The following is a 21,008-nucleotide window of genomic DNA, read 5'->3' on the forward strand; positions in this document are numbered from 1 at the left end:
CCCTGCCCCACCACCCCTACCCCCCCACCCCCACCCCCGTCTTCAACCCCGCCCCGCACAACGGCACCACCGCGTCCCCGACCCCCAGCACCCCCGGGCTCGCGCTGATCGCCGCCCAGCACGCCACCCCCGTCGACTCGACGAACAGCCCGCGTCCGGCGAGGTCCAGTTGTGCCGTCCGGAGCTGGTCCTCCGTCACCGTCAGGAACGTGCCGCCCGACGCGCGTACCGCTCGTAGGATCTGGCGGCCCCGGGGCGGGCGGGGGATCGCGATTCCCTCGGCCAGGGTGTCGGCCGCCGCCGCGTCGGCCGGTTCCTCCGCGCCCGCCCGGAACGCCGTCGCCAGCGGTGACACCGCCTCCGCCTGGACCGCGATCAGGGCCGGGCGTTCGGGGATCAGGCCGTGCGCGTACAGCTCCGCCGTGGCCAGTGCCGCGCCGAGCAGCAGCGTGCCGTTGCCGACCGGCACCACGATCGAGGCGGGCAGGCGGCCGCCCAGGTCCTCCCACAGCTCGTAGACGTACGTCTTGGTGCCGTGCAGAAAGTACGGGTTGAAGACGTGGGAGGCGTAGAACGTGCCGGGGGTGTCGGCCGCCCTCCGGGCGGCGCGGGCCGTGGCCTCGCGGTCGCCGGGGACGCGCTCGACCCGGGCCCCGTGCGCCGCGATCTGCTCGACCTTCTTCGGTGAGGTGGCCTCCGGCACGTACACCGTGGTCGGCAGTCCGGCCCGTGCCATGTACGCGGCGAAGGACGTGCCCGCGTTGCCGCTGCTGTCGGCGATCACGCGCTCGGGCGCGAGGCGCCGGGCCAGCTCGGCGAGGACGACCGCGCCCCGGTCCTTGAAGGACAGCGTCGGCATCAGGAAGTCCAGCTTCGCCGAGACCGTGCCGGTCAGGGGCGTCAGCGGCGTGCGTCCCTCGCCCAGGGTGACCGGCGGCGGGCCGTCGAGGGGGAGGGCCTCGGCGTACCGCCAGAGCGAGTTCACCCGCCCGGCCAGGGCCGCGCGGGGCACTGCCCCGGCGGTGAAGTCCAGGTCCCACGGGCCCGCGCACACCGGGCAGCACCAGGGGGCGGCCGCCTCGACCGGCGCCCGGGTGCCGTCCTGTGGGCAGCGGTACGCCACCGTCGCGTCCGCCCTCCCGTCCGCTGCGGAAGGGGCGGAGGGGGTGGGCGGGGCGGGATACCGGCTGTTCGTGTGTGTCATACAGCGACCCTAGAGCGTCGGAGGTGACGGCCCGTCAGGTCGCTGCGGCCGGTGCCGCGCGCTGCGGCGGAAGCCGGGGGTCCGCCGCGCGGCCACGCCCCCCTTCCCCCACGTACGATTCGCGCAGCAGTTCGCCTGACCTCGACGAGGAGCCCCGCCCGTGGACATACCGCCGCCGCCCGCGCCCGAGCCGCCTGCGCAGCCGGGTCAGGGCCACGGCCCCGGCTGGCCGCCGCCCCACCCCGGGCCGCAGCAGCCCTGGTACCCGTATCCGCAGCCGTTCCCGGAGCCCGTCGCCACCAGCGGTCTGGCCGTCGCCTCGCTGGTCACCGGCATCATCTGCTGTGTGCCGCCGCTCGGGCTCGTCCTGGGCGTGCTCGCCCTGGGGCGGATCCGGAAGAAGGGGCAGCGCGGCAAGGGCATGGCGATCACCGGTGTGGTGCTGTCCTCGATCAGTACTCTGCTGGCCGTCGTCCTCGTGGCGACCGGCGCGCTGAGCGCGTTCTGGGACGGGGTGTGCGAGGGCATCGACGACGCCAGGAGCACCCGCAGCACCATGGACCTGCGCAAGGGTGACTGCTTCAACGTCCCCGGCGGCGAGCTGGAGGCCGAGGTCGTCGACGTGGCGGTCGTGTCGTGCGCCGAGCCGCACGACGGCGAGGTCTCCGGCTCGTTCAAGGTGGAGGGCACCTCCTTCCCGGGCGAGAAGGAGGTCACCGCGCTCGCCGACCGCAGATGCTGGTACGTCGAGCAGGAGTACGCGCTGGACAGCTGGGCGCTGCCGGTGGAGGCCGAGTCGTACTACTACACGCCGAGCAGCCGCAGCTGGCGGCTCGGGGACCGCACCGTCACCTGCTCCTTCGCCACCACCAGCGGCAAGCTCAAGGGCTCGGTGCGCAACGACGTCCGCCGGCTCGACGCCGACCAGGTGACCTATCTGCGCTCCTCCAACGCCTACGACCGGGTGCTGGCGGCCGGTCCCGACGAGGACCGGGTCGAGGACGATCTGCCCGCCTTCAAGGAGTGGGCCGGGCGGGTCTCGCAGGTGCTGGCGCAGGAGGGCGTCCGGCTGCGCGGGCGCAGTTGGCCGGCCACCGCGAACGCACAGGTCGGCGCCCGCGCCAAGGAGATGGAGGCGGCGGGCGCGGAGTGGGCGAAGGCGGCCCGGGCCGCCGACGCCGACGCCTTCTCCACGCACTCCGTCGCCGCGGACGGCGCCCTGCGCCAGGCCACCGAGATCGCCGCCCGCCGCGCCCTGCGTCTGGCGACCACCCCGCCCGACACCGGCTCCGGCGGCAGCGATGGCGGCGGCAGGGGCGGCGCCGACGGCGGTACGGACGGTACCGACAGCGGCGGTACGGAGGACGGGCCGGGAACCGGACGCGGGACCGGAAACGGAAGTGGCGGTTCCAAGGCGGTCTGAGAGGGGTAGCCCTACTCGCGGTATCCGCTGGGCACGGGCAAGATCATCACTTCGGGTGAATGTCTGGCCATGGCTTGCCGCGCACAACCCACGGTTGCCACGCTGTTGCAGTCTGTCAACCTGATGGGAGTGGCCAGTGACTTTCGGTGAGCAGCCGGCTTATCTGCGCGTAGCCAGCGATCTCCGGCAGAAGATCGTCAGCGGGTCGCTGCCGCCGCATACCCGCCTCCCGTCGCAGGCGCGTATCCGCGAGGAGTACGGCGTCTCCGACACGGTCGCCCTGGAGGCCCGCAAGGTCCTGATGGCCGAGGGCCTGGTCGAGGGCCGCTCGGGGTCGGGTACGTACGTGAAGGAGCGCCCTGTCCCGCGCCGGGTGGCGCGCTCCGGGTTCCGCCCGGCGAAGGGGGCCAGCCCGTTCCGCCAGGAGCAGGCAGAGGACGGCACCCGGGGCACCTGGGAGTCGAACAGCGAGCAGGAGGACGCGTCCCCCGAGATCGCCGAGCGGCTCGGCATCCTCCCCGGCGACCGGGTGATGCGCACCCGGTACGTGTACCGGGACGCGGGCGAGCAGATGATGCTCTCCACGTCCTGGGAGCCGCTCGCGGTGACCGGCCGCACCCCGGTGATGCTGCCCGAGGAGGGCCCGCTCGGCGGGTGCGGGGTGGTGGAGCGGATGGCCGCGATCGACGTGGTGGTGGACAACGTGGTGGAGGAGGTCGGCGCGCGCCCGGGGCTGGCGGAGGAGCTCATGGCGCTCGGCGGGGTTCCGGGCCATGTGGTGATCGTCATCGAGCGGACGTACTACGCGTCGGGCCGCGCGGTGGAGACGGCCGACGTCGTGGTCCCCGCCGACCGCTACCGGATCGCCTACCACCTGCCGGTGAAGTGACGCCCTGGCAGCGGCCCCGCCGCCCCCTCTCGCCCGCCGGCGCGATGGCCGCCCTCCCGGCGGCCCGCCGCCGCCCACCTCCGGTGAAGTGATCGCCCTCCGGCGGCCCCACCCCCTCCCGCCTGCCGGTGAAGTGGCCTCCTCCCGCCCACCCGTGAGCCGGGCGGCCGCCTCCCGGGGGTGAATCCGCGGCGTCCCCCGAGGGCTGATCCGCCGTCAACTTCCCTCACGGGGGCGCACTCCGAGGAGTGCGCCCCCGTCGCTCTGTCCCGCTGTGGCCGGATCCGTATCTCTTCGTGAGAACACGGATCCGCTGAGTGAAGGTCAGGCGTAGGCTCGGGCATATGCGGAATGCGGTTTCCTGGGGATCTTCACCGACCTGCACGCCGACAGCGGGAGGGGCGCGATGAACGACGGTGGCGTGGTGCTTTCCTGGCAGGTCATACGGCAGGACGACAACGGCAACCGCTACCGCGTCGGACGGTACGCCACCCGGGCCGAGGCCCAGAAGATCGTCGACAGCCTCGACGACCTGGGACACCGCCGGCTCTACTGGGTCGAGCGGATCGCCCAGCCGGCGCAGTAGCGGGACGCCCCGCGGGGGTGGACGGGGAGGCGGGGCCGGGCGACGGCCCGCAGGACCGGACGCCGCCCGGCGCGGGTTACGCTCCGGCGCATGGACGTTCGTGTGGTGGTGGCCGGAGCCCTTCTCGACCGCGGCAGGCTGCTCGCCGCGCGCCGAAGTGCCCCGCCCGAGCTGGCCGGGCGCTGGGAGCTGCCCGGCGGCAAGGTGGAGCCGGGCGAGCGCCCCGAGGACGCCCTGGTGCGCGAGCTGCGCGAGGAACTGGGCGTGGAGGCCGAGCCGCTGGAACGCATCGCGGGGGAGTGGCCGCTGAAGCCCGGGCTCGTCCTGCGGGTGTGGACCGCCCGGCTGGTCTCCGGCGAGCCCCTGCCGCTGGAGGACCACGACGAGCTGCGCTGGCTCGGCCCCGACGAGACCGACCAGGTCGACTGGCTGCCCCAGGACCGCCCGGCGGTGGCGGAAGCGGCGCGCCTGCTCGCGGGGGGCGTCCGGGCGGCGCACGAGGGCGCGCCGGGTCGCTGAACGCCCCTCCCTCCCCCCGGGTCCCTACGCCGTTCGTGCCACCATGCGCCCCACCAGGGGATAGCTGGACCTAAATATCGGGTATGTGGCTATTAATCCTTCCAAACCCCCCGAAGAGTCGGATGCGGGTGAGAGCGGCGTGATCGACACATCCGGCGGCTGCGCCGAATGGACTTTTCCGGCGGAGGCCAACGCCGTGCGCACCGCGCGACACGCCGTCCGGGACACCCTGCGCGGCTGGGAGCTGGACGCGGCCGTCAGCGATGTGGCGGTGCTGCTGGTCAGCGAACTCGTGACCAATTCCCTGCGGTACGCCTCGGGCCCCATCGGCGTACGGATGGTCCGGCTGGACCCCGGTGCCCTGCTGGTGGAGGTCTCCGACCCGCTGCCCGAGGAGCCCGTCGAGCGGGACGCCGGACCGGACGACGAAGGGGGCCGGGGCCTTCAGTTGGTGGCCTGTTCCGCACGGCGCTGGGGGACCCGGCGCGGCAGGACGGGCAAGACCGTGTGGTTCGAGCTGGCCCTGCCGGGTTAGAAGGAGGGAGGGACGAACGATCACCCCTGCCCGGAAGACGGCGCCCGAGGGCGGCCGGAAAGGAACGAGACCGGGATGTGATCGTGAACGCCGTGTCGGTGGCGGCCGTAGTACTGAATACTGCGGTCAAGGCCGGTCCGGTGCGGTGAGCTGGAGGGGACGGTCGCGTGAGCGAGATACCTGGGACGGCGGGCGGCGTCGTGTGGCAGAGCAGCCCGCCTGGCTCGATCTATGACTACATCAGGGTCGCCTCGTTCTCGATCGGGCCCGACGGGCTGGTCGAGCAGTGGAGCCGACGGGCCGAGGAACAGTTCGGGCTGTCCGCCCGCGAGGTCGTCGGACTCGACCCGGTCGACGCCTTCATGCCCCCCGAGCTGCGCACCACGGGCCACCGCCGGGTCGCCGAGATCCTGGACGGGCGCGAGTGGACCGGCCTGGTCCCCTTCCGTACGCCCGAGGGCCAGGGACGGCACGGGCTCGCCGAGCTGTATGTGATGCCCAGTGAGACGGCGGCCGGGAAGCGCGGCGCGCTCTGCATCGTCGTCGACGTCCGGGCGCTGCGCGGGATAGAGACCGACCTCGCCGCCTCGCAGGCCATTTTCGGTCAATCTCCCTTCGGCTTCCTGCTGTTCGACACGGACCTCACCGTCCTGCGGGCCAACAGGCGCTTCGCCACCGTCTTCGGCGGCGAACCGGACGAGCACCGCGGCCGGACCGTCCACGACTACCTCGGCCGCGCCGAGGCCGACCGGATGGCCGCCGCCCTGCGGCGGGTCCTCGACACTGGCGAGGCCGTCACCGACCTCCAGCTCGTCGGCACCGCGCCCGGCGACCCGGCCCGCCGGCACTGGTCGATCAACCTCTACCGGGTGCACAGCGGGACCGGCCGCCCCATCGGCGTCGCCAGCCTCGGCATCGACGTGACCCGCCGCCACAACGCCGCCCGCGAGGCCGCCGACGCGCGCCGCAACCTCGCCCTCCTCAACGAGGCGGGCAACCGCATCGGCAACTCCCTCGACCTGGAGACCACCGCCCGCGAACTCCTCGACGTATCCGTCCCCGGCTTCTGCGACCTGGCCTCCGTCGACCTCTACCAGGCGCTGCTCGCCGGGGACGACGCCATCCAGAACCGGGTCGACGGCAAGGCCGAGCTGCGCCGGGTCGCCTTCGCCAGCGCCGTCTCCGACGCGCCGCCCACCCTCACCGGCGGCACCGCCCCGGCCGCGACCGTCTCGGTCGGGGACGTCCACCGCTACCCCTTCCACTCGCCCTGCGCCGACGCCCTGCGCACCGGGCGGCTGCGCGCCGTACCGGGCGGCGAGGGCAGCCTGGTGCACACCACGCTCGCCGTGCCGATGGTCGCCCACGACACCGTCGTCGGCCTGGTCCAGTTCTCCCGCGCCAAGGGCAGCGAGCCCTTCGGTGAACGCGACCGCGCCCTCGCCACCGAACTCGCCTCCCGCGCCGCCGTCTGCATCGACAACGCCCGCCTGTACCGGAGGGAGCACGAACGCGCGCTGATACTCCAGCGCTCCCTCCTCCCGCCCGGCGACCCCGAGGCCGCCGGGCTCGACATCGCCTGCCGCTACCTGCCGGGCAACGCCGCCACCGAGGTCGGCGGCGACTGGTTCGACGTCATCGAGCTCCCCGGACACCGCACCGCCCTGGTCGTCGGCGACGTGATGGGCCGCGGTCTGCGGGCCGCCGTCGCCATGGGCGAACTGCGCACCGCCGTACGGACCCTGGCCATGCTCGACCTGGAGCCCGCCGAAGTGCTCTCGCACCTCGACGAGATCGCCCGGGGCCTGGGCGACCCCGGCGGCCCCGACCGCGCGGGCGCGGGCAACCGGCGCGGGCGCCCCGGCTCCCGTTCCGCCCACAAGTCCCGCGAGGCCGACCTCTCCGAGGTCTACCTGGCGACCTGCGTGTACGCCGTCTACGACCCGGTGACGCGGCGCTGCTCCATCGCCAACGCGGGCCATCTGCCGCCGGTCCTGGTCGAGCCCGGCGAGCCCGCGCTGTTCCTGGACATGCCGCCCGGGCTGCCGCTGGGCGTGGGCGGCGAGCCGTTCGAGGAGATCGAGGTCGACCTCCCCGAGGGGACCCTGCTCGCGCTCTACACCGACGGTCTCGTGGAGTCCCGCGACCACCCCCTGGACGAGGGCCTGCGGGCCTTCCGCAAGGCCATCAGCGACCCGGTCGCGGGGTTGGAGGACGTCTGCGACCAGGTCCTCAACACCCTCGACACCCGCCACGGCGAGGACGACATCGCCCTGCTCATGGCCCGCATCCAGGGTCTGCCCACGGACGCCGTCGGCGACTGGCGGCTGCCGCGCTCGCCGCGCTCGGTCGGCCGCGCCCGCGAGCTCGCCCGCACCCAGCTGCTCGCCTGGGACCTCGACGACCTCGTCGACACCACCGAACTGCTGGTCAGCGAACTCGTCACCAACGCCCTGCGGTACGGCGAGGGCGAGGTGCGGCTGCGGCTGCTGCGCGACCGTACGCTCGTCTGCGAGGTGTGGGACGCGGGCCTGGTCCAGCCGAGAAGACGCCGGGCCCGGGACACCGACGAGGGCGGCCGGGGGCTCCAGCTCGTCGGACTGCTGAGCGCGGGGTGGGGCTCGCGCCGCACCCCGCGCGGCAAGACGGTCTGGTTCGAACTCGCCCTCCCCGACGGCGAGTCCACCCCGGTCGCGGAACTCACGGAGGAGCAGTTGCTCAGCATGTACTGAGCCGGGGGCGCGGGGCGGGCCGGGGCAAGCCCCCGGCCCCGGCGCGGCCGTTCGGCCGGAGGCGGTGCCCGCCCCCTACGTCGTCGCCTTCAGTGCCGCCAGCCGCGCCTCCACCTCCGCTGTCTCGCCCGGCGCGTCCAACTGCTCGAACTGGGCGTCCAGCGTCGAGGCGGCGACCCGGCCCGCGTCCCCCGGCCGCGCCTCCTCGCGCCGCAGCTTGTCCTCGAAGCGGCGTATCTCGTACGCCGGGTCGAACAGGTCGACGCTGCCCAGACCGTCCGGCATCCGGCCCGGCCCGCCCGCCGGGGCGGCCCCGTCCGCCACCTCGCGCTCCTCCGCCCGCAGGACGTCCAGCTGGGACTTCATCCGGGACAGGCCCGACCTGAGCCGGTCCACCACCTCCTTCTGCGTGGCGATCACCGGTTCCGCCGCCCGCGCCTCGTTCTCCGCCCGCACCTGCCGGCCCAGCGCGACCTTGGCGAGGTGGTCGAAGCGGTCGGCGTCCTGGGCCGATCCGTTCGCGCGCAGCCCGTCGGCCCTCCTGCTGGCGGTGACCGCCTGGCCGCCCCACTCCCGGGCGACGGCCAGATCCTCGCTCCGGTCGGCCTCCAGCAGCCGCAGCTCGCGCAGCGCCGAGGCGAGGGCCTCCTCCGCCTCCGCGATGGTGCCGGTGTACTCCCGGACCAGCTCGTCCAGCATCTTCCGCGGGTCCTCGGCCTGGTCGAGGAGCGCGATGACGTGGGCCTGCGCCAGCCGGCCGACCCGGCCCAGTACCGACTGCCTGTCGCTCATGGCTCTTCTCCTTGCCCAGAAGCGTTCCCTTGCCCCGAAGGGGTCCCGTGGTCCGAAGGGGTGCCGTGCGCCCCGTGGTCGTTCCCGCCGAACGTCCTTGGCGCGTCCTCCTCGACGCGTACGTCCGTGTCCGCGAGGGCGCGTGCCCGCCGCGCCAGGGCGTCCGCCCGCAGCACCTCGGCGAGGGCGCCGTCCGCGTCCGGTACGGCCGCCCCGGCGGCCCGGGCGAGGTGGCGGCGGGCCTCCGACAGGCGGGTGCGGGCGGCGCAACCGACCGCGTCCCGGTGGGCGGTGACGCGGTCGTCGGCCGCGGCGACGGCCGCACGGGCCGCGAACGTCGCCCGGTCCAGGAGCGCGCGGGCGTGCTCCACGCCGCCCTCGCGCTCCCGTACACCCAGAGCCGTCAGGGCCTCGCCCAGGGCCGCCTCCGCCAGGACGACCCGGCGCAGCGCGTCGAGCGGGTCGTAAGGACCGGCCGCCCGCGCCCGTCCCACACCGATGAGCACCGCCTCGGCCCGGGCGATCCGGGCGGGCAGGCCGTGGGGGTCGGCGGCACCGGACCGCTCGGCGGGGGCGCTCACCTGCCGGGCCGCAGCCACCGCCGCCCGCGCCCCGGCGAGCCCCGCCGGCAACCGCTCCTCCGCCTCCGCGAGTTCACCGGCGCGCCGGTCGACCCCGTCCACCAGCGCGGTCACCAGGGCGACGGCGCTCTCGGCGGCGCGCACCCGCGCCGCCGCCTCGCCCGGGTCCCGCGCGTCGAGGGCCTGGCGGGCGGCGTTGAGGGAGGCCGTGGCCGCGACCAAGTGCTCCTTGGCCTCCTCGACGTGGCTTTCGACGGGCGCGGTCGCCCCCGGCGCGTACCTCTGGCGCAGCGCGGTCAGGGCCGAGTCCGCGGCGGCCGTGCGCCCGGTGAGCGTACGGAAGGCCGTTTCGGCGCCTTCGAGCGCCGGGGAGGGGTCCCGCTCCAGCGCGCGCAGCGCGTCGAGAGTCTCCGCCTCGGCGTCCAGGCGGCGGGCGGCCGCCGCGCACCGCGCGACGATCTCCCGCAGCGTCCGGCGCCGCCCCGCGCCGCCCTCCTCGGGCCGCTCCGGCTCGTCGGGCGGGGCGGGCCCTTCCGGGAGGGCGAGTCCCCGCGGCGGCGGGTCGTCGTCGAGCTGCTGGCGCAGCCGGAACGCGGTGGCCAGTTCGGACCGGGCGTACGCGAGGGCCCCGGCGAAGGGCCGGGTCGCCGCTTCCCCCAACTGCGCGAGCGCGAAACCCAGTTCCTCGTCACTCGTTCGTATGGCGTCATCGGTGGCGACCAGGGTCCGGTCCGCCTCGGCCTCCAGGGCGGCGAGGTCCGGCGCGGCCGTGTCCGGCTCCCACTCCCGGGCGCCCGCGCCATGGCTGCTCGCGGGTGTCGTCCGGGTCGCGGCCCGCCGCCTGCGGCGCGCGTACGCGTAGGCGGCGACCAGGCCCGCCGCGGCGAGGACGGCCACGGGCAGTACGTAGTCACCGGCCACGGTGGAGCCGTCGCGCCGGCCCGGCCCGGCCAGGGCGGTGTCCAGCCCCTCGGCGGCGCCCACCGCCGCCCCGGCCCAGTCGCCACGCCGCAGCGCCGGCTCCACCGACTCGCGGGCCACCTCGCCGAGCGCCTGGTCGCTGAGCCGGAAGTCCTGGTCGACCGAGTACGCGTACTGGCGGGTGCCGGTCGCGACGGCCAGCAGGACGTCGTCGCGGCCGAGGGAGTTCTGCTGCGCGGTGGTGTCGGCCCAGTCCTGGGAGGTACGGCCGGAGAAGTCGTCCACGTACACCGCGAAGAGCTGGACCCCGCGGTCCTCGTGGAGGTGGTCGAGCGCGGCCGCCACGCCGGGCTCGCGGGCGCCCAGCGCCCGCGCCCGGTCGGTGATCCACCCGCTCGCGGAGAGCGTCACCGGGTCCTCCGCCCGCGCGGTGCCCGTGCCGGGCAGCGCGGCCCAGCACGTGGCGAGCAGCACGGCCACCAGGGCCCGGACGGCCCGGACGGCTGTGCGGGGTCCGGTGCGACTGACACGCGGCGTCACATTTGTGAGCGTATGGCGGTATCTGCCGCTCCGCGACCGGGAGGGGGCACCCGGGACCCGCCGGTCCGCCCCCCGCTCGTTGGGCAGCACGCCACCGGGAGGTCATACTTCCACGGCACACTGACAGTCAGGGGTACTCGTGCGGACAGCAATATCGGCCGGAGTCGACGGTCTGCGCCGGTGGTCGCGGCGCCCGGCACGGACGTGGGTGCGGCGTGCCGCGCTGGCGGCCGTGCTCCTGGTGATGGCGCCCATGGTGGTCGGCGCGGTCGCGCTGCGCAGCAGCTACGCGGGCGACCCGGGCGAGGGCACCAGGTCGCGCGGGCGCGACGCCATCTGGCTCGGCCACGCCTGGGTCGACGGCCGCAAGGGCGAGGCCGACCTGGACGCCTTCGCCGCGCGCGTACGGGAGACGGGGATACACGACCTGTACGTCCACGCCGGGCCGCTGGAGCACGACGGGACGCTGCCCGCGGGCCGCTACCCCAAGGCGCGCTGGCTGGTCGACGGCGTGCACCGCAGGCTGCCCGGGGTGCGGGTGCAGGCCTGGCTCGGCGACAGGCTCGCCACCGAGGGCCCCACGGGTCTGCGCCTGGAGCGGGCGGCGACCCGCACCGCGATGGTGGACTCCGCGCGCCACGCCCTGGCGGACGGCCGCTTCGACGGCGTCCACTTCGACCTGGAGCCGATGCCCTCGGGCAACCGCCCCTTCCTGCGCCTGCTGGAGGCGGTACGGCCCGTCACGCGCGCGCACCACGCGACGCTCTCGGTCGCCGCGCACCAGATCGACCCCGTGCCCCGCCTGCACTCCGCCGCCGGCAGGATCGCCGGGCACCCCAAGTGGTGGTCACAGGCGTACTTCGGGCAGGTGGCCAAGCGCGTCGACCAGATCGCGGTGATGTCGTACGACACCTCGATGCCGCTGGAGAGCCTGTACGGCGGCTATGTCGCCCAGCAGGCCTCGCTGGCGCTGGAGGTCACGCCCAAGGACACCGACCTGCTGATGGGGCTGCCGTTCTTCCAGACGGAGACCCTGGGCCACCACGCCTCGGCCGAGACGGTGCAGGCGGCGGTGCGCGGGGTGCGGCTGGGCCTGGGCCGCACCGACCGGCACCGCGAGCACTTCGGGGTGGCGCTCTACGTCGACTTCACCGCGCGCGACCGCGACTGGGCCGCCTACGACAAGGGCTGGAACTGAGGGAGCGCGGTACGGCGGGGCCCGGCATCCTTACCGATGCCGGGCCCCGCCGCCTTCCGTAAGGAAAGGGGGCGGCCTCAACTCCCCGGCCGGCGGCCGATCTTGCTGCCGAGCCAGACCAGCGGGTCGTACTTGCGGTCCACCACCCGCTCCTTCAGCGGGATCAGCGCGTTGTCGGTGATCTTGATGTGCTCGGGGCAGACCTCGGTGCAGCACTTGGTGATGTTGCAGTAGCCCAGGCCGTGCTCGTCCTGGGCGGTGCGCTTGCGGTCCAGGCCCGTCTCCTCGGCCGCGTCCAGCGGGTGCATGTCCAGCTCCGCCACCCGCATCAGGAAGCGCGGCCCGGCGAAGGCCGCCTTGTTCTCCTCGTGGTCGCGCACCACATGGCAGGTGTCCTGGCACAGGAAGCACTCGATGCACTTGCGGAACTCCTGCGAGCGCTCCACGTCGATCTGCCGCATCCGGTACTCACCCGCCGCGACGCCCTTCGGAGGGACGAAGGCGGGAACCTCCCGCGCCTTTTCGTAGTTGAAGGAGACGTCGGTCACCAGGTCGCGGACGATCGGGAACGCCCGCAGCGGGGTCACCGTGATCGTCTCCTCGCGCGCGAAGACCGACATCCGGGTCATGCACAGCAGCCGGGGCCGCCCGTTGATCTCCGCCGAGCAGGAACCGCACTTGCCCGCCTTGCAGTTCCAGCGCACGGCCAGGTCGGGCGCCTGGGTGGCCTGGAGGCGGTGGATGATGTCGAGGACGACCTCGCCCTCGTTCACCTCCACCGTGAAGTCCTGCAAAGCGCCCCCGCCGGTGTCGCCCCGCCAGACCCGGAAGCTCGCGTCATACGTGGTCACTCGTGGAGCTCCTCTTCGGCGAGGTACTTGACCAGCTCCTCCTTCTCGAAGAGGGCGAGCAGGTCGGCACGGATGGGTTCGGTCTCTTCGCGTGTCAGTCGGATCTGCCCCCGGGCCGGGTCGGCCGCCCCGGGATCCCCGGCGGGGTCGGCCAGCCGGCACAGCAGGTTCGCCCGCCGCCAGCTCCGGTCCATAGCGGGCCAGTCCTCGCGGGTGTGGCCGCCCCGGCTCTCGGTGCGCTCCAGGGCCGCGCGCGCCACGCACTCACTGACCAGCAGCATGTTCCGCAGGTCCAGGGCGAGGTGCCAGCCGGGGTTGAACTGGCGGTGGCCCTCCACCCCGGCCCGCCGGGCGCGGACGCGCAGCTCGGCCAGCTTCTCCAGGGCCTGCCGCATCTCCGCGTCCCGGCGGATGATGCCCACCAGGTCGTTCATCGCCTGCTGGAGCTCCTGGTGCAGGGTGTACGGGTTCTCCGGCGCGGCGTCCGCGGCCCCGGCCGGTTCGGCGCTGAAGGGCCGCAGCGCCTCGGCTGCCGCCAGGTCCACCTGGGCCTCGTCGACGGCGGGGCGGGCACCGGCGAGCGCCGAGGCGTACCCGGCGGCGTGCAGCCCGGCGCGGCGGCCGAAGACCAGCAGGTCGGAGAGGGAGTTCCCGCCCAGGCGGTTGGAGCCGTGCATCCCTCCGGCCACCTCGCCCGCCGCGAAGAGCCCGGGAACCCCGCGCGCGGCGGCGGTGTCGGAGTCGACGGCGATGCCGCCCATCACGTAGTGGCAGGTCGGGCCGACCTCCATCGGCTCGGCCGTGATGTCCACGTCCGCCAGCTCCTTGAACTGGTGGTGCATGGAGGGCAGCCGGCGCCGGATGACCTCGGCGGGCATCCGGGTGGAGACGTCCAGGAAGACACCGCCGTGCGGGGAGCCGCGGCCGGCCTTGACCTCGGAGTTGATGGCGCGGGCGACCTCGTCGCGCGGGAGCAGTTCGGGCGGGCGGCGGTTGTGGTCGGGGTCCTCGTACCAGCGGTCGCCCTCCTCCTCGGACTCCGCGTACTTCTCCTTGAAGACGTCCGGCACGTAGTCGAACATGAAGCGTCTGCCGTCGGAGTTGCGCAGCACACCGCCGTCGCCGCGCACCGACTCGGTGACCAGGATCCCCTTGACCGAGGGCGGCCAGACCATGCCGGTCGGGTGGAACTGCACGAACTCCATGTTCAGCAGCGGCGCCCCGGCCAGCAGCGCGAGCGCGTGGCCGTCGCCGGTGTACTCCCAGGAGTTCGACGTCACCTTGAAGGACTTGCCGATGCCGCCGGTCGCCAGGACCACGGCCGGGGCCTGGAGGACGAAGAACCGGCCGGACTCGCGCTCGTAGCAGAAGGCGCCCGCCACCCGGTCGCCCTCCTTCGGGCGGTGTTCTTTCAGGATCCGGGTGACCGTGCACTCCTGGAAGACCTTGAGGCGGGCCTCGTAGTCGCCGAACTCGCGCTCGTCCTCCTGCTGGAGCGAGACGATCTTCTGCTGGAGGGTGCGGATGAGCTCCAGGCCGGTGCGGTCGCCGACGTGGGCCAGCCGCGGGTACTCGTGGCCGCCGAAGTTGCGCTGGGAGATCCGGCCGTCCGGCGTACGGTCGAACAGGGCGCCCCAGGTCTCCAGCTCCCACACCCGGTCGGGCGCCTCACGCGCGTGGAGTTCGGCCATCCGCCACTGGTTGAGGAACTTGCCGCCGCGCATCGTGTCGCGGAAGTGGACCTGCCAGTTGTCGCCGGAGTTCACGTTGCCCATGGAGGCGGCGATGCCGCCCTCGGCCATCACGGTGTGGGCCTTGCCGAAGAGCGACTTGCAGATCACGGCGGTACGGGCGCCCTGCTCGCGGGCCTCGATCGCGGCCCGCAGGCCCGCCCCGCCCGCGCCCACCACGACCACGTCCCACTGCTGGCGTTCCGCTTGCGTCATCAGAAGAACCTCGGATCGTCGAAGGCCCCGGTGGCGAGGAAGTACACGTACAGGTCGGCCAGCGAGACGCTGATCAGCGAGGCCCAGGCGAGCAGCATGTGATGGCGGTTCAGCTTCCCGGCCCAGCTCCACATCCGGTAGCGCACCGGGTGCTTGGAGAAGTGCCGCAGCCGCCCGCCGACGATGTGCCGGCAGGAGTGGCAGGAGAGGGTGTACGCCCAGATCAGCACGATGTTGGCGGTGAAGACCAGGGTGCCCAGACCCATGTGGCCCCACCGGTAGTGCTCGTCGCGGTAGGCGAGCACCGTGTCGTACGTGAGGAAGGCCGCGACCGGCAGCGCGAAGTAGAACGTGTACCGGTGGATGTTCTGGATGATCAGCGGGAAGCGGGTCTCGCCCGTGTACTTCTTGTGCGGCTCGGCCACCGCGCAGGCGGGCGGCGAGGCCCAGAAGCCCCGGTAGTAGGCCTTGCGGTAGTAGTAGCAGGTGCCGCGGAAGGCGAGCGGGAAGATCAGGATCAGCAGGGCGGGGGAGAGGCCCCACCAGCTGCCGAAGAGGTCGGCGTTCGGGCCGCCCCGCATCGGGACGCAGTTGTCGGCGACGCACGGCGAGTAGAACGGCGAGACGTAGGGAGCGGCGTAGTAGTCGTCGTTCACGAAGGCCCGCCAGGTCGAGTAGACGACGAAGGCGAGCAGTCCGGCGGCGGTCACGGCGGGCGCCAGCCACCAGCGGTCGGTGCGCAGGTGGCGGGGCGCGATGGCGGCGCGCGAGGCGCCGGACACGCCGGTGAGCGGTTGGGGTTCGGTGCCTGTGGCCAACAGTGGCTCCCGTTCCGTTCAGTCAGGGGGCGCGCCGGTCGCGGGCGCCCAGACCTTCGTCGTCCGAGTCCGTCCACAGCGAGGTGTCGTACGGCGTGTCCGGGATGGTGAGCAGGTCGGGGCGCGCCTCGGTGGCGGGGGCCGCGGTCTGGCGCAGCAGCGCGACGCTCTCGCGCAGATGGTCGGTGTCGGTCCGTATCCGGCGGATGTCCAGCCCGTCGTCGCCGATCTGTTTCTCCAGCCGCCCCACCGACCTGACCAGGTCGTCGAGACAGCGTTGAACGGCCGTCAGCTCCTCGTGCAGGGACATGGCGTGCCTACCTTCCGCAGTGGCGGGCGGCGGTGACCGGTCATGCGGGAGGGCGACCTCCCGTTCCCCCGAAAGGTCATGCGCCTGAGAGTGTCGCGCGTCACTTCCGTGGTTGTGAAGGTGTGTGCACCGGGTTCCCGGGGCGCACACCGAGTCGCACACGCCCCTCGTTGCGCCGCATGGGTGGGATCCGGCCGCCGCCGCGCCGTGTCGCGGTACGGACGGGGGCGGCGTCCTCTTCAGTGGGTGGGCAATACGTGTGATCATCGCGAAATGCCACCAAGCACATAAAAACTGACGAAGAGGTACAGACATGCCCCACGTCGGCGTCCAGCGCGGGAGGGCATCTTCCCGGGCGACCCGCACCGTCGCCGCGATCCGCACCGTCGCGTCGCTCCGGTCCGTCGCGCTGCTCACCTCCGGTGTGCTGGCGCTCCCCGCCCTGGCCGGCTGCTCCTCGGGCGACGACGCGGCCGGCGCGCTCGTCGCGCCCCAGGACATCGGCGCGGCGCCCCGGCCCCAGGTCGCCGACGGGGGAACCCTGCGCTGGGCCGTCGACGCGATGCCCCAGACGCTCAACGCCTTCCAGGCCGACGCGGACGCCGCGACCACCCGCGTCACCGGCGCGGTGCTGCCGTCCCTCTTCATCCTGGACCAGCGCGGACGCCCGCAGCGCAACCCGGACTACCTGGAGAGCGCGGAGGTCGTCCAGCGCGAGCCCAAGCAGGTCGTGCTCTACAAGCTCAACCAGAAGGCGGTGTGGAGCGACGGCCGCGAGGTCGGCGCCCCCGACTTCGTCGCCCAGTGGCGGGCGCTGAGCGGGCGCGACACCGCGTTCTGGACCGCGCGCAACGCCGGGTACGAGCGGATCGAGAAGATCGAGAAGGGCGCCAACGACCTGGAGGTCAAGGTCACCTTCGCCAAGCCGTACGCGGACTGGCGCGCCCTGTTCAGCCCGCTCTACCCCAAGGACGTCACCGGCACGGCGAACGCCTTCAACGACGGCGCCCGCACCAAGCTGAAGGCCACCGCAGGACCGTTTCTCCTCAAGGCCTACGAGCACGACAAGGGCACCCTGACCCTCGCCCGCAACCCGCGCTGGTGGGGCCGGCCCAGCAAGCTCGACGAGCTGGTCCTGCGGGCCGTGCCGCGCGACAAGCGGGTCGCCGCCCTCGCCGACGGCAACCTGGACGTGGCCGAGATCGACCGGTCCGCCGCCGACCGCATCACCCAGGCCGAGCGCGACAAGGGCGCCGGCCGCGGCGCCGAGGGTCCCGGACTCGCCCACGGCGTCGACTCCGCCCTCACCCCCGCCTCCGCGCTGCGCTCCTGGGCGGTCGCGCACGGCTCCGACGAGGAGCGGGCCGAGGCCGAGGCACGGGCGCGCAAGCAGACCCGCGAGGCCGTCGCCCGGTACGCCGACGAGCAGACGGGCCTGGCGCGGCTCGCCATCCGCAAGTCCCTGGAGCCCGCCTACACCCAGCTCGCCCTCAACGGCAGCACCGGCCCGCTCGCCGACGAGCGGGTGCGCCGCGCGGTGGCCCGGGCGCTGGACCGCCAGGAGCTGGCGGAGATCGTGCTCAAGCCGCTCGGGCTGCCCGCCCGGCCCCCCGGCAGCCATCTGGCGCTGGCGGGCCAGCCGGCGTACGCCGACAACAGCGGCGCGCTCGGCGGGCAGGACACCCACGAGGCGCAGGCCCTGCTCGCGGACGCGGGCTGGACCCCGGGCGGCGCCCGGCAGAAGTCCGGCACCGGCACGACCAAGGCGGGCAGCAAGGCGTCCGGCGCGGGCGCGGACGGCGACGCCAAGCGGGAGAGCGCCGGGGACGACGGCACCTACATCGTCGGCGACGACAAGGCCAAGAGGGTCCGGTCGAGCCCGAACCTGTACTCCCTGGGCGGCGCGAAGGTCGGCGAGGGCCCCTACTACGCGGACGAGGAGAAGCCCGCCGGCTCCTCGCAGGGCCGGGAGGACTCCGGCGGGGGCGACGACCGGCCGGGCGACAACCGGCCCGGCGGCTCCGGCCCCGGCGCCGACACGCATGTGCTCGCCCCGGCCCGCGCCGCCGCCCTCCAGGAGGTCGCCCTGATGCGGCAGGCCGACGCGCTGGACGACGCCGGCTCCGGCCACCGGGGCGCCGCCCAGGACGAGGCGGCCGGCCGGAGCGAGCACGGCACGGGCAGGGACGCCCACCGCACCGAGGCCCAGCACAAGGGGGGCGCGCCCGGCGCGTACGCCCCCAAGGGCACCGCGGCGCCGGGGGCGGGCGGGCCGCTCGGCAAGGACGGCAAGCCGCTCAACCTGCGGTTCGTCCTGCCGTCGGGTCCGGGCTCCGAGGCGCTGCGGGCGGTGGGCGACCGGATCGCCCAGATGCTGCGGGCCGTCGGGATCAGCACCGAGGTCTCCAAGGTGGCCGACGACAGCTACTTCAAGGACCACATCGCCTCGGGCGACTTCGACCTCGCCCTGTACTCCTGGCCCGGCACCGCCTACCCGGCCACCGACGACCGGCCGGTCTTCGCCAAGCCCGAGCCCGCCTCGGACGGCTCGCTCGTCGTCGAGCAGAACTACACCCGGGTCGGCACCGACCACATCGACCAGCTCTTCGACCAGGCGGCCGGGGAGCTCGACGAGGACGAGGCCCGCGAACTGGTCCGCAAGGCGGACGCCCGCATCTGGGCCGCGGCCGGTTCCATCCCCCTCTACCAGCGCCCCCAGCTGGTCGCGGTGAAGCCCAACGTGGCCAACGCGGGCGCCTTCGGGTTCGCCACCCCGCTCTTCCAGGACATCGGTTTCAAGAAGTCGGACAATGCCCCGAAGAAGCCTGAGAAGTAACGGAACGGACCCCCGCCCGCCTTAAGAAACAGCAGGTCACAACCTCAGAACTGGCTCAAGTCCCTTGCCCGTCGGTCCGCCGGCGGGCAAGGTCGTACCTGCCCTTGACCCGGCCATGGGGCGGTCTCGACCAGGGCTGCCCCGCTGCTCCCCGCACCCCGATAAACGATCACAGGTTCGGCCCGGGAGGCCTCCGGCGCGCCAGCCCCGTACCATAGGACTAGCCGTGGCGTGTTCGCGCCCGGCGGGCGGACGAGGCTTCGACCGTCAGACGCCTGATTCCCGATCGAGAGAAGCGCCAGCCAGCATGCCCACGCGCCACGACATCCGCAATGTCGCCATCGTCGCCCACGTCGACCACGGCAAGACGACCATCGTCGACGCCATGCTCAAGCAGGCCGGCTCCTTCGCCGCGCACGCCGCCGAGTCCCTCGACGACCGCATGATGGATTCGAACGACCTGGAGCGTGAGAAGGGCATCACGATCCTCGCCAAGAACACGGCGGTGAAGTACCACCCCAAGGACGGCGGGGCCCCCATCACGATCAACATCATCGACACCCCCGGCCACGCCGACTTCGGTGGTGAGGTCGAGCGCGGTCTGTCGATGGTGGACGCGGTCGTGCTGCTGGTGGACGCCTCCGAGGGCCCCCTCCCGCAGACGCGCTTCGTGCTGCGCAAGGCGCTCCAGCAGCGGCTGCCCGTCATCCTCTGCATCAACAAGACGGACCGCCCCGACTCCCGGATCGACGAGGTCGTCAACGAGACGTACGACCTGTTCCTGGACCTGGACGCGGACGAGGACCAGATCGAGTTCCCGATCGTCTACGCCTGCGGCCGCGACGGCATCGCCTCGCTGACCAAGCCGGAGGACGGCACGGTCCCGGCCGACTCCACCAGCCTGGAGCCGTTCTTCTCCACCATCCTGGAGCACGTCCCGGCCCCGACGTACGAGGAGGACGCGCCGCTCCAGGCCCACGTCACCAACCTCGACGCCGACAACTTCCTCGGCCGTATCGCGCTGCTCCGCGTCGAACAGGGCGAGCTGCGCAAGGGCCAGACCGTGGCCTGGATCAAGCGCGACGGCTCGATCTCCAACGTCCGCATCACCGAGCTGATGATGACCGAGGCGCTCACCCGCAAGCCCGCCGAGGTGGCGGGCCCGGGCGACATCTGCGCCGTCGCCGGTATCCCGGACATCATGATCGGTGAGACCCTCGCCGACCCCGAGAACCCGGTCGCGCTCCCGCTGATCACGGTGGACGAGCCCGCGATCTCCATGGTCATCGGCACCAACACCTCGCCGCTGGTCGGCCGCGGCGGCACCGGCAAGGGCGCCTCCGCCAAGGCGGCCGTCAAGGACCGCAAGGTCACCGCGCGCCAGGTGAAGGACCGCCTGGACCGCGAGCTGATCGGTAACGTCTCGCTGCGCGTGCTCGACACCGAGCGCCCCGACGCCTGGGAGGTGCAGGGCCGCGGTGAGCTGGCGCTGGCCATCCTGGTCGAGCAGATGCGCCGTGAGGGCTTCGAGCTGACCATCGGCAAGCCGCAGGTCGTCACCAAGCTCGTCGACGGCAAGGTGCACGAGCCGGTCGAGCGCCTCACGGTGGACGTGCCCGAGGAGCACATGGGCGCCGTCACGCAGCTCATGGGCGTCCGCAAGGGCCGGATGGACAACATGTCCAACCACGGCTCCGGCTGGGTCCGCATGGAGTTCGTCGTCCCGTCCCGCGGTCTGATCGGCTTCCGTACCGAGTTCCTCACCGGTACGCGCGGCACCGGCATCGCGCACTCCATCCACGAGGGCCACGAGCCGTGGTTCGGCCCCCTGACGACCCGTAACAACGGTTCGCTGGTCGCCGACCGCGCGGGCGCCGTCACCGCCTTCGCGATGACCAACCTCCAGGAGCGCGGTGTGCTGTTCACCGACCCGGGCACCGAGGTGTACGAGGGCATGATCGTCGGCGAGAACTCGCGCGCCGACGACATGGACGTCAACATCACCAAGGAGAAGAAGCTCACCAACATGCGCTCCTCCTCCGCCGACTCCTTCGAGGCGATCGTCCCGCCGCGCAAGCTCTCCCTGGAGCAGTCCCTGGAGTTCTGCCGCGACGACGAGTGCGTCGAGGTGACCCCGGAGGCCGTCCGCATCCGGAAGGTCGTCCTGGACCAGAAGGAGCGCGGCCGCACGGCCTCGCGCGCCAAGCACGGCTAGTCCGACCCTGTCGGGCCCGGGGGGGGGGGGGGGGGGGGGGGGGGGGGGGGGGGGGGGGGGGGGGGGGGGGGGGGGGGGGGGGGGGGGGGGGGGGGGGGGGGGGGGGGGGGGG

16 protein-coding genes are annotated in these 21,008 nt (G+C 73.5%); 9 read left to right on the plus strand and 7 right to left on the minus strand.

The features are described 5' to 3' along the window. Positions 1-16 precede the first annotated feature (16 nt). A complete protein-coding gene (locus AC069K_RS31420; RefSeq protein WP_478621931.1) occupies positions 17-1,204 on the minus strand; it encodes a pyridoxal-phosphate dependent enzyme in 1,188 nt (395 codons plus the stop codon). Between the two features lie 160 nt (positions 1,205-1,364). Here AC069K_RS31420 and AC069K_RS31425 point away from each other — a divergent pair, with 160 nt between their 5' ends. The 6 genes from AC069K_RS31425 to AC069K_RS31450 all read left to right on the plus strand — a co-directional run bounded on the left by AC069K_RS31425 (position 1,365) and on the right by AC069K_RS31450 (position 7,888). Then, the gene (locus tag AC069K_RS31425) at positions 1,365-2,627 is read left to right on the plus strand and encodes a DUF4190 domain-containing protein (protein WP_478621933.1); all 1,263 of its coding nucleotides are present in this window, start codon (positions 1,365-1,367) and stop codon (positions 2,625-2,627) included. A gap of 136 nt (positions 2,628-2,763) precedes the next feature. After that, positions 2,764-3,516, plus strand: coding sequence for a GntR family transcriptional regulator (locus AC069K_RS31430; RefSeq protein WP_358832544.1), 753 nt, complete (start codon positions 2,764-2,766; stop codon positions 3,514-3,516). Positions 3,517-3,922: 406 nt separating this feature from the next. Beyond that, positions 3,923-4,102: an SPOR domain-containing protein gene (locus AC069K_RS31435; RefSeq protein WP_358832545.1), complete on the plus strand. Its 180-nt coding sequence runs from the start codon at positions 3,923-3,925 to the stop codon at positions 4,100-4,102. Positions 4,103-4,192: 90 nt separating this feature from the next. Continuing rightward, positions 4,193-4,621: a (deoxy)nucleoside triphosphate pyrophosphohydrolase gene (locus AC069K_RS31440; protein ID WP_358832546.1), complete on the plus strand. Its 429-nt coding sequence runs from the start codon at positions 4,193-4,195 to the stop codon at positions 4,619-4,621. Positions 4,622-4,760: 139 nt separating this feature from the next. After that, a complete protein-coding gene (locus tag AC069K_RS31445; RefSeq protein ID WP_365104694.1) occupies positions 4,761-5,156 on the plus strand; it encodes an ATP-binding protein in 396 nt (131 codons plus the stop codon). 167 nt (positions 5,157-5,323) lie between these two features. Further along, the gene (locus AC069K_RS31450) at positions 5,324-7,888 is read left to right on the plus strand and encodes a SpoIIE family protein phosphatase (protein WP_478621937.1); all 2,565 of its coding nucleotides are present in this window, start codon (positions 5,324-5,326) and stop codon (positions 7,886-7,888) included. A gap of 75 nt (positions 7,889-7,963) precedes the next feature. Here AC069K_RS31450 and AC069K_RS31455 read toward each other — a convergent pair whose 3' ends face one another. Together AC069K_RS31455 and AC069K_RS31460 are read right to left on the minus strand one after the other, a co-directional pair. Further along, complete coding sequence (locus AC069K_RS31455; protein WP_478621939.1) at positions 7,964-8,680, minus strand: PspA/IM30 family protein; 717 nt, start codon at positions 8,678-8,680, stop codon at positions 7,964-7,966. Further along, positions 8,677-10,722 (minus strand): TPM domain-containing protein, encoded by a 2,046-nt coding sequence (locus tag AC069K_RS31460; protein ID WP_478621941.1) that lies wholly within the window; start codon positions 10,720-10,722, stop codon positions 8,677-8,679. Before AC069K_RS31460 ends, AC069K_RS31455 begins: the two co-directional genes overlap by 4 nt. A 139-nt stretch (positions 10,723-10,861) precedes the next feature. On the opposite strand from AC069K_RS31460, the gene AC069K_RS31465 reads away from it, so the two are divergent. Further along, positions 10,862-11,920: a glycoside hydrolase family 18 protein gene (locus AC069K_RS31465; RefSeq protein ID WP_478621943.1), complete on the plus strand. Its 1,059-nt coding sequence runs from the start codon at positions 10,862-10,864 to the stop codon at positions 11,918-11,920. 77 nt (positions 11,921-11,997) lie between these two features. On the opposite strand, the gene AC069K_RS31470 is transcribed toward AC069K_RS31465, so the two are convergent. The 4 genes from AC069K_RS31470 to AC069K_RS31485 are packed head-to-tail and all read right to left on the minus strand — an operon-like array spanning position 11,998 to position 15,845. Beyond that, a complete protein-coding gene (locus AC069K_RS31470; protein WP_365104705.1) occupies positions 11,998-12,771 on the minus strand; it encodes a succinate dehydrogenase/fumarate reductase iron-sulfur subunit in 774 nt (257 codons plus the stop codon). Then, positions 12,768-14,717: a fumarate reductase/succinate dehydrogenase flavoprotein subunit gene (locus AC069K_RS31475; RefSeq protein ID WP_478621945.1), complete on the minus strand. Its 1,950-nt coding sequence runs from the start codon at positions 14,715-14,717 to the stop codon at positions 12,768-12,770. Before AC069K_RS31475 ends, AC069K_RS31470 begins: the two co-directional genes overlap by 4 nt. Beyond that, on the minus strand, positions 14,717-15,535 hold the full coding sequence (locus tag AC069K_RS31480; RefSeq protein ID WP_478621947.1) for a hypothetical protein: 819 nt from the start codon (positions 15,533-15,535) through the stop codon (positions 14,717-14,719). The genes AC069K_RS31475 and AC069K_RS31480 overlap by 1 nt, the downstream gene beginning before the upstream one ends. Positions 15,536-15,557: 22 nt before the next feature. After that, entirely contained in the window at positions 15,558-15,845 is a 288-nt protein-coding gene (locus AC069K_RS31485; RefSeq protein ID WP_358836310.1) for a hypothetical protein, read from the minus strand. A 313-nt stretch (positions 15,846-16,158) separates the two neighbouring features. On the opposite strand from AC069K_RS31485, the gene AC069K_RS31490 reads away from it, so the two are divergent. Together AC069K_RS31490 and typA are read left to right on the plus strand one after the other, a co-directional pair. Next, entirely contained in the window at positions 16,159-18,681 is a 2,523-nt protein-coding gene (locus AC069K_RS31490) for an ABC transporter family substrate-binding protein (protein ID WP_365104714.1), read from the plus strand. 307 nt (positions 18,682-18,988) lie between these two features. Continuing rightward, positions 18,989-20,896: a translational GTPase TypA gene (gene typA / locus AC069K_RS31495; RefSeq protein WP_358836308.1), complete on the plus strand. Its 1,908-nt coding sequence runs from the start codon at positions 18,989-18,991 to the stop codon at positions 20,894-20,896. Positions 20,897-21,008 lie beyond the last annotated feature (112 nt).

Source organism: Streptomyces sp. NPDC043908 (genome assembly GCF_056435525.1).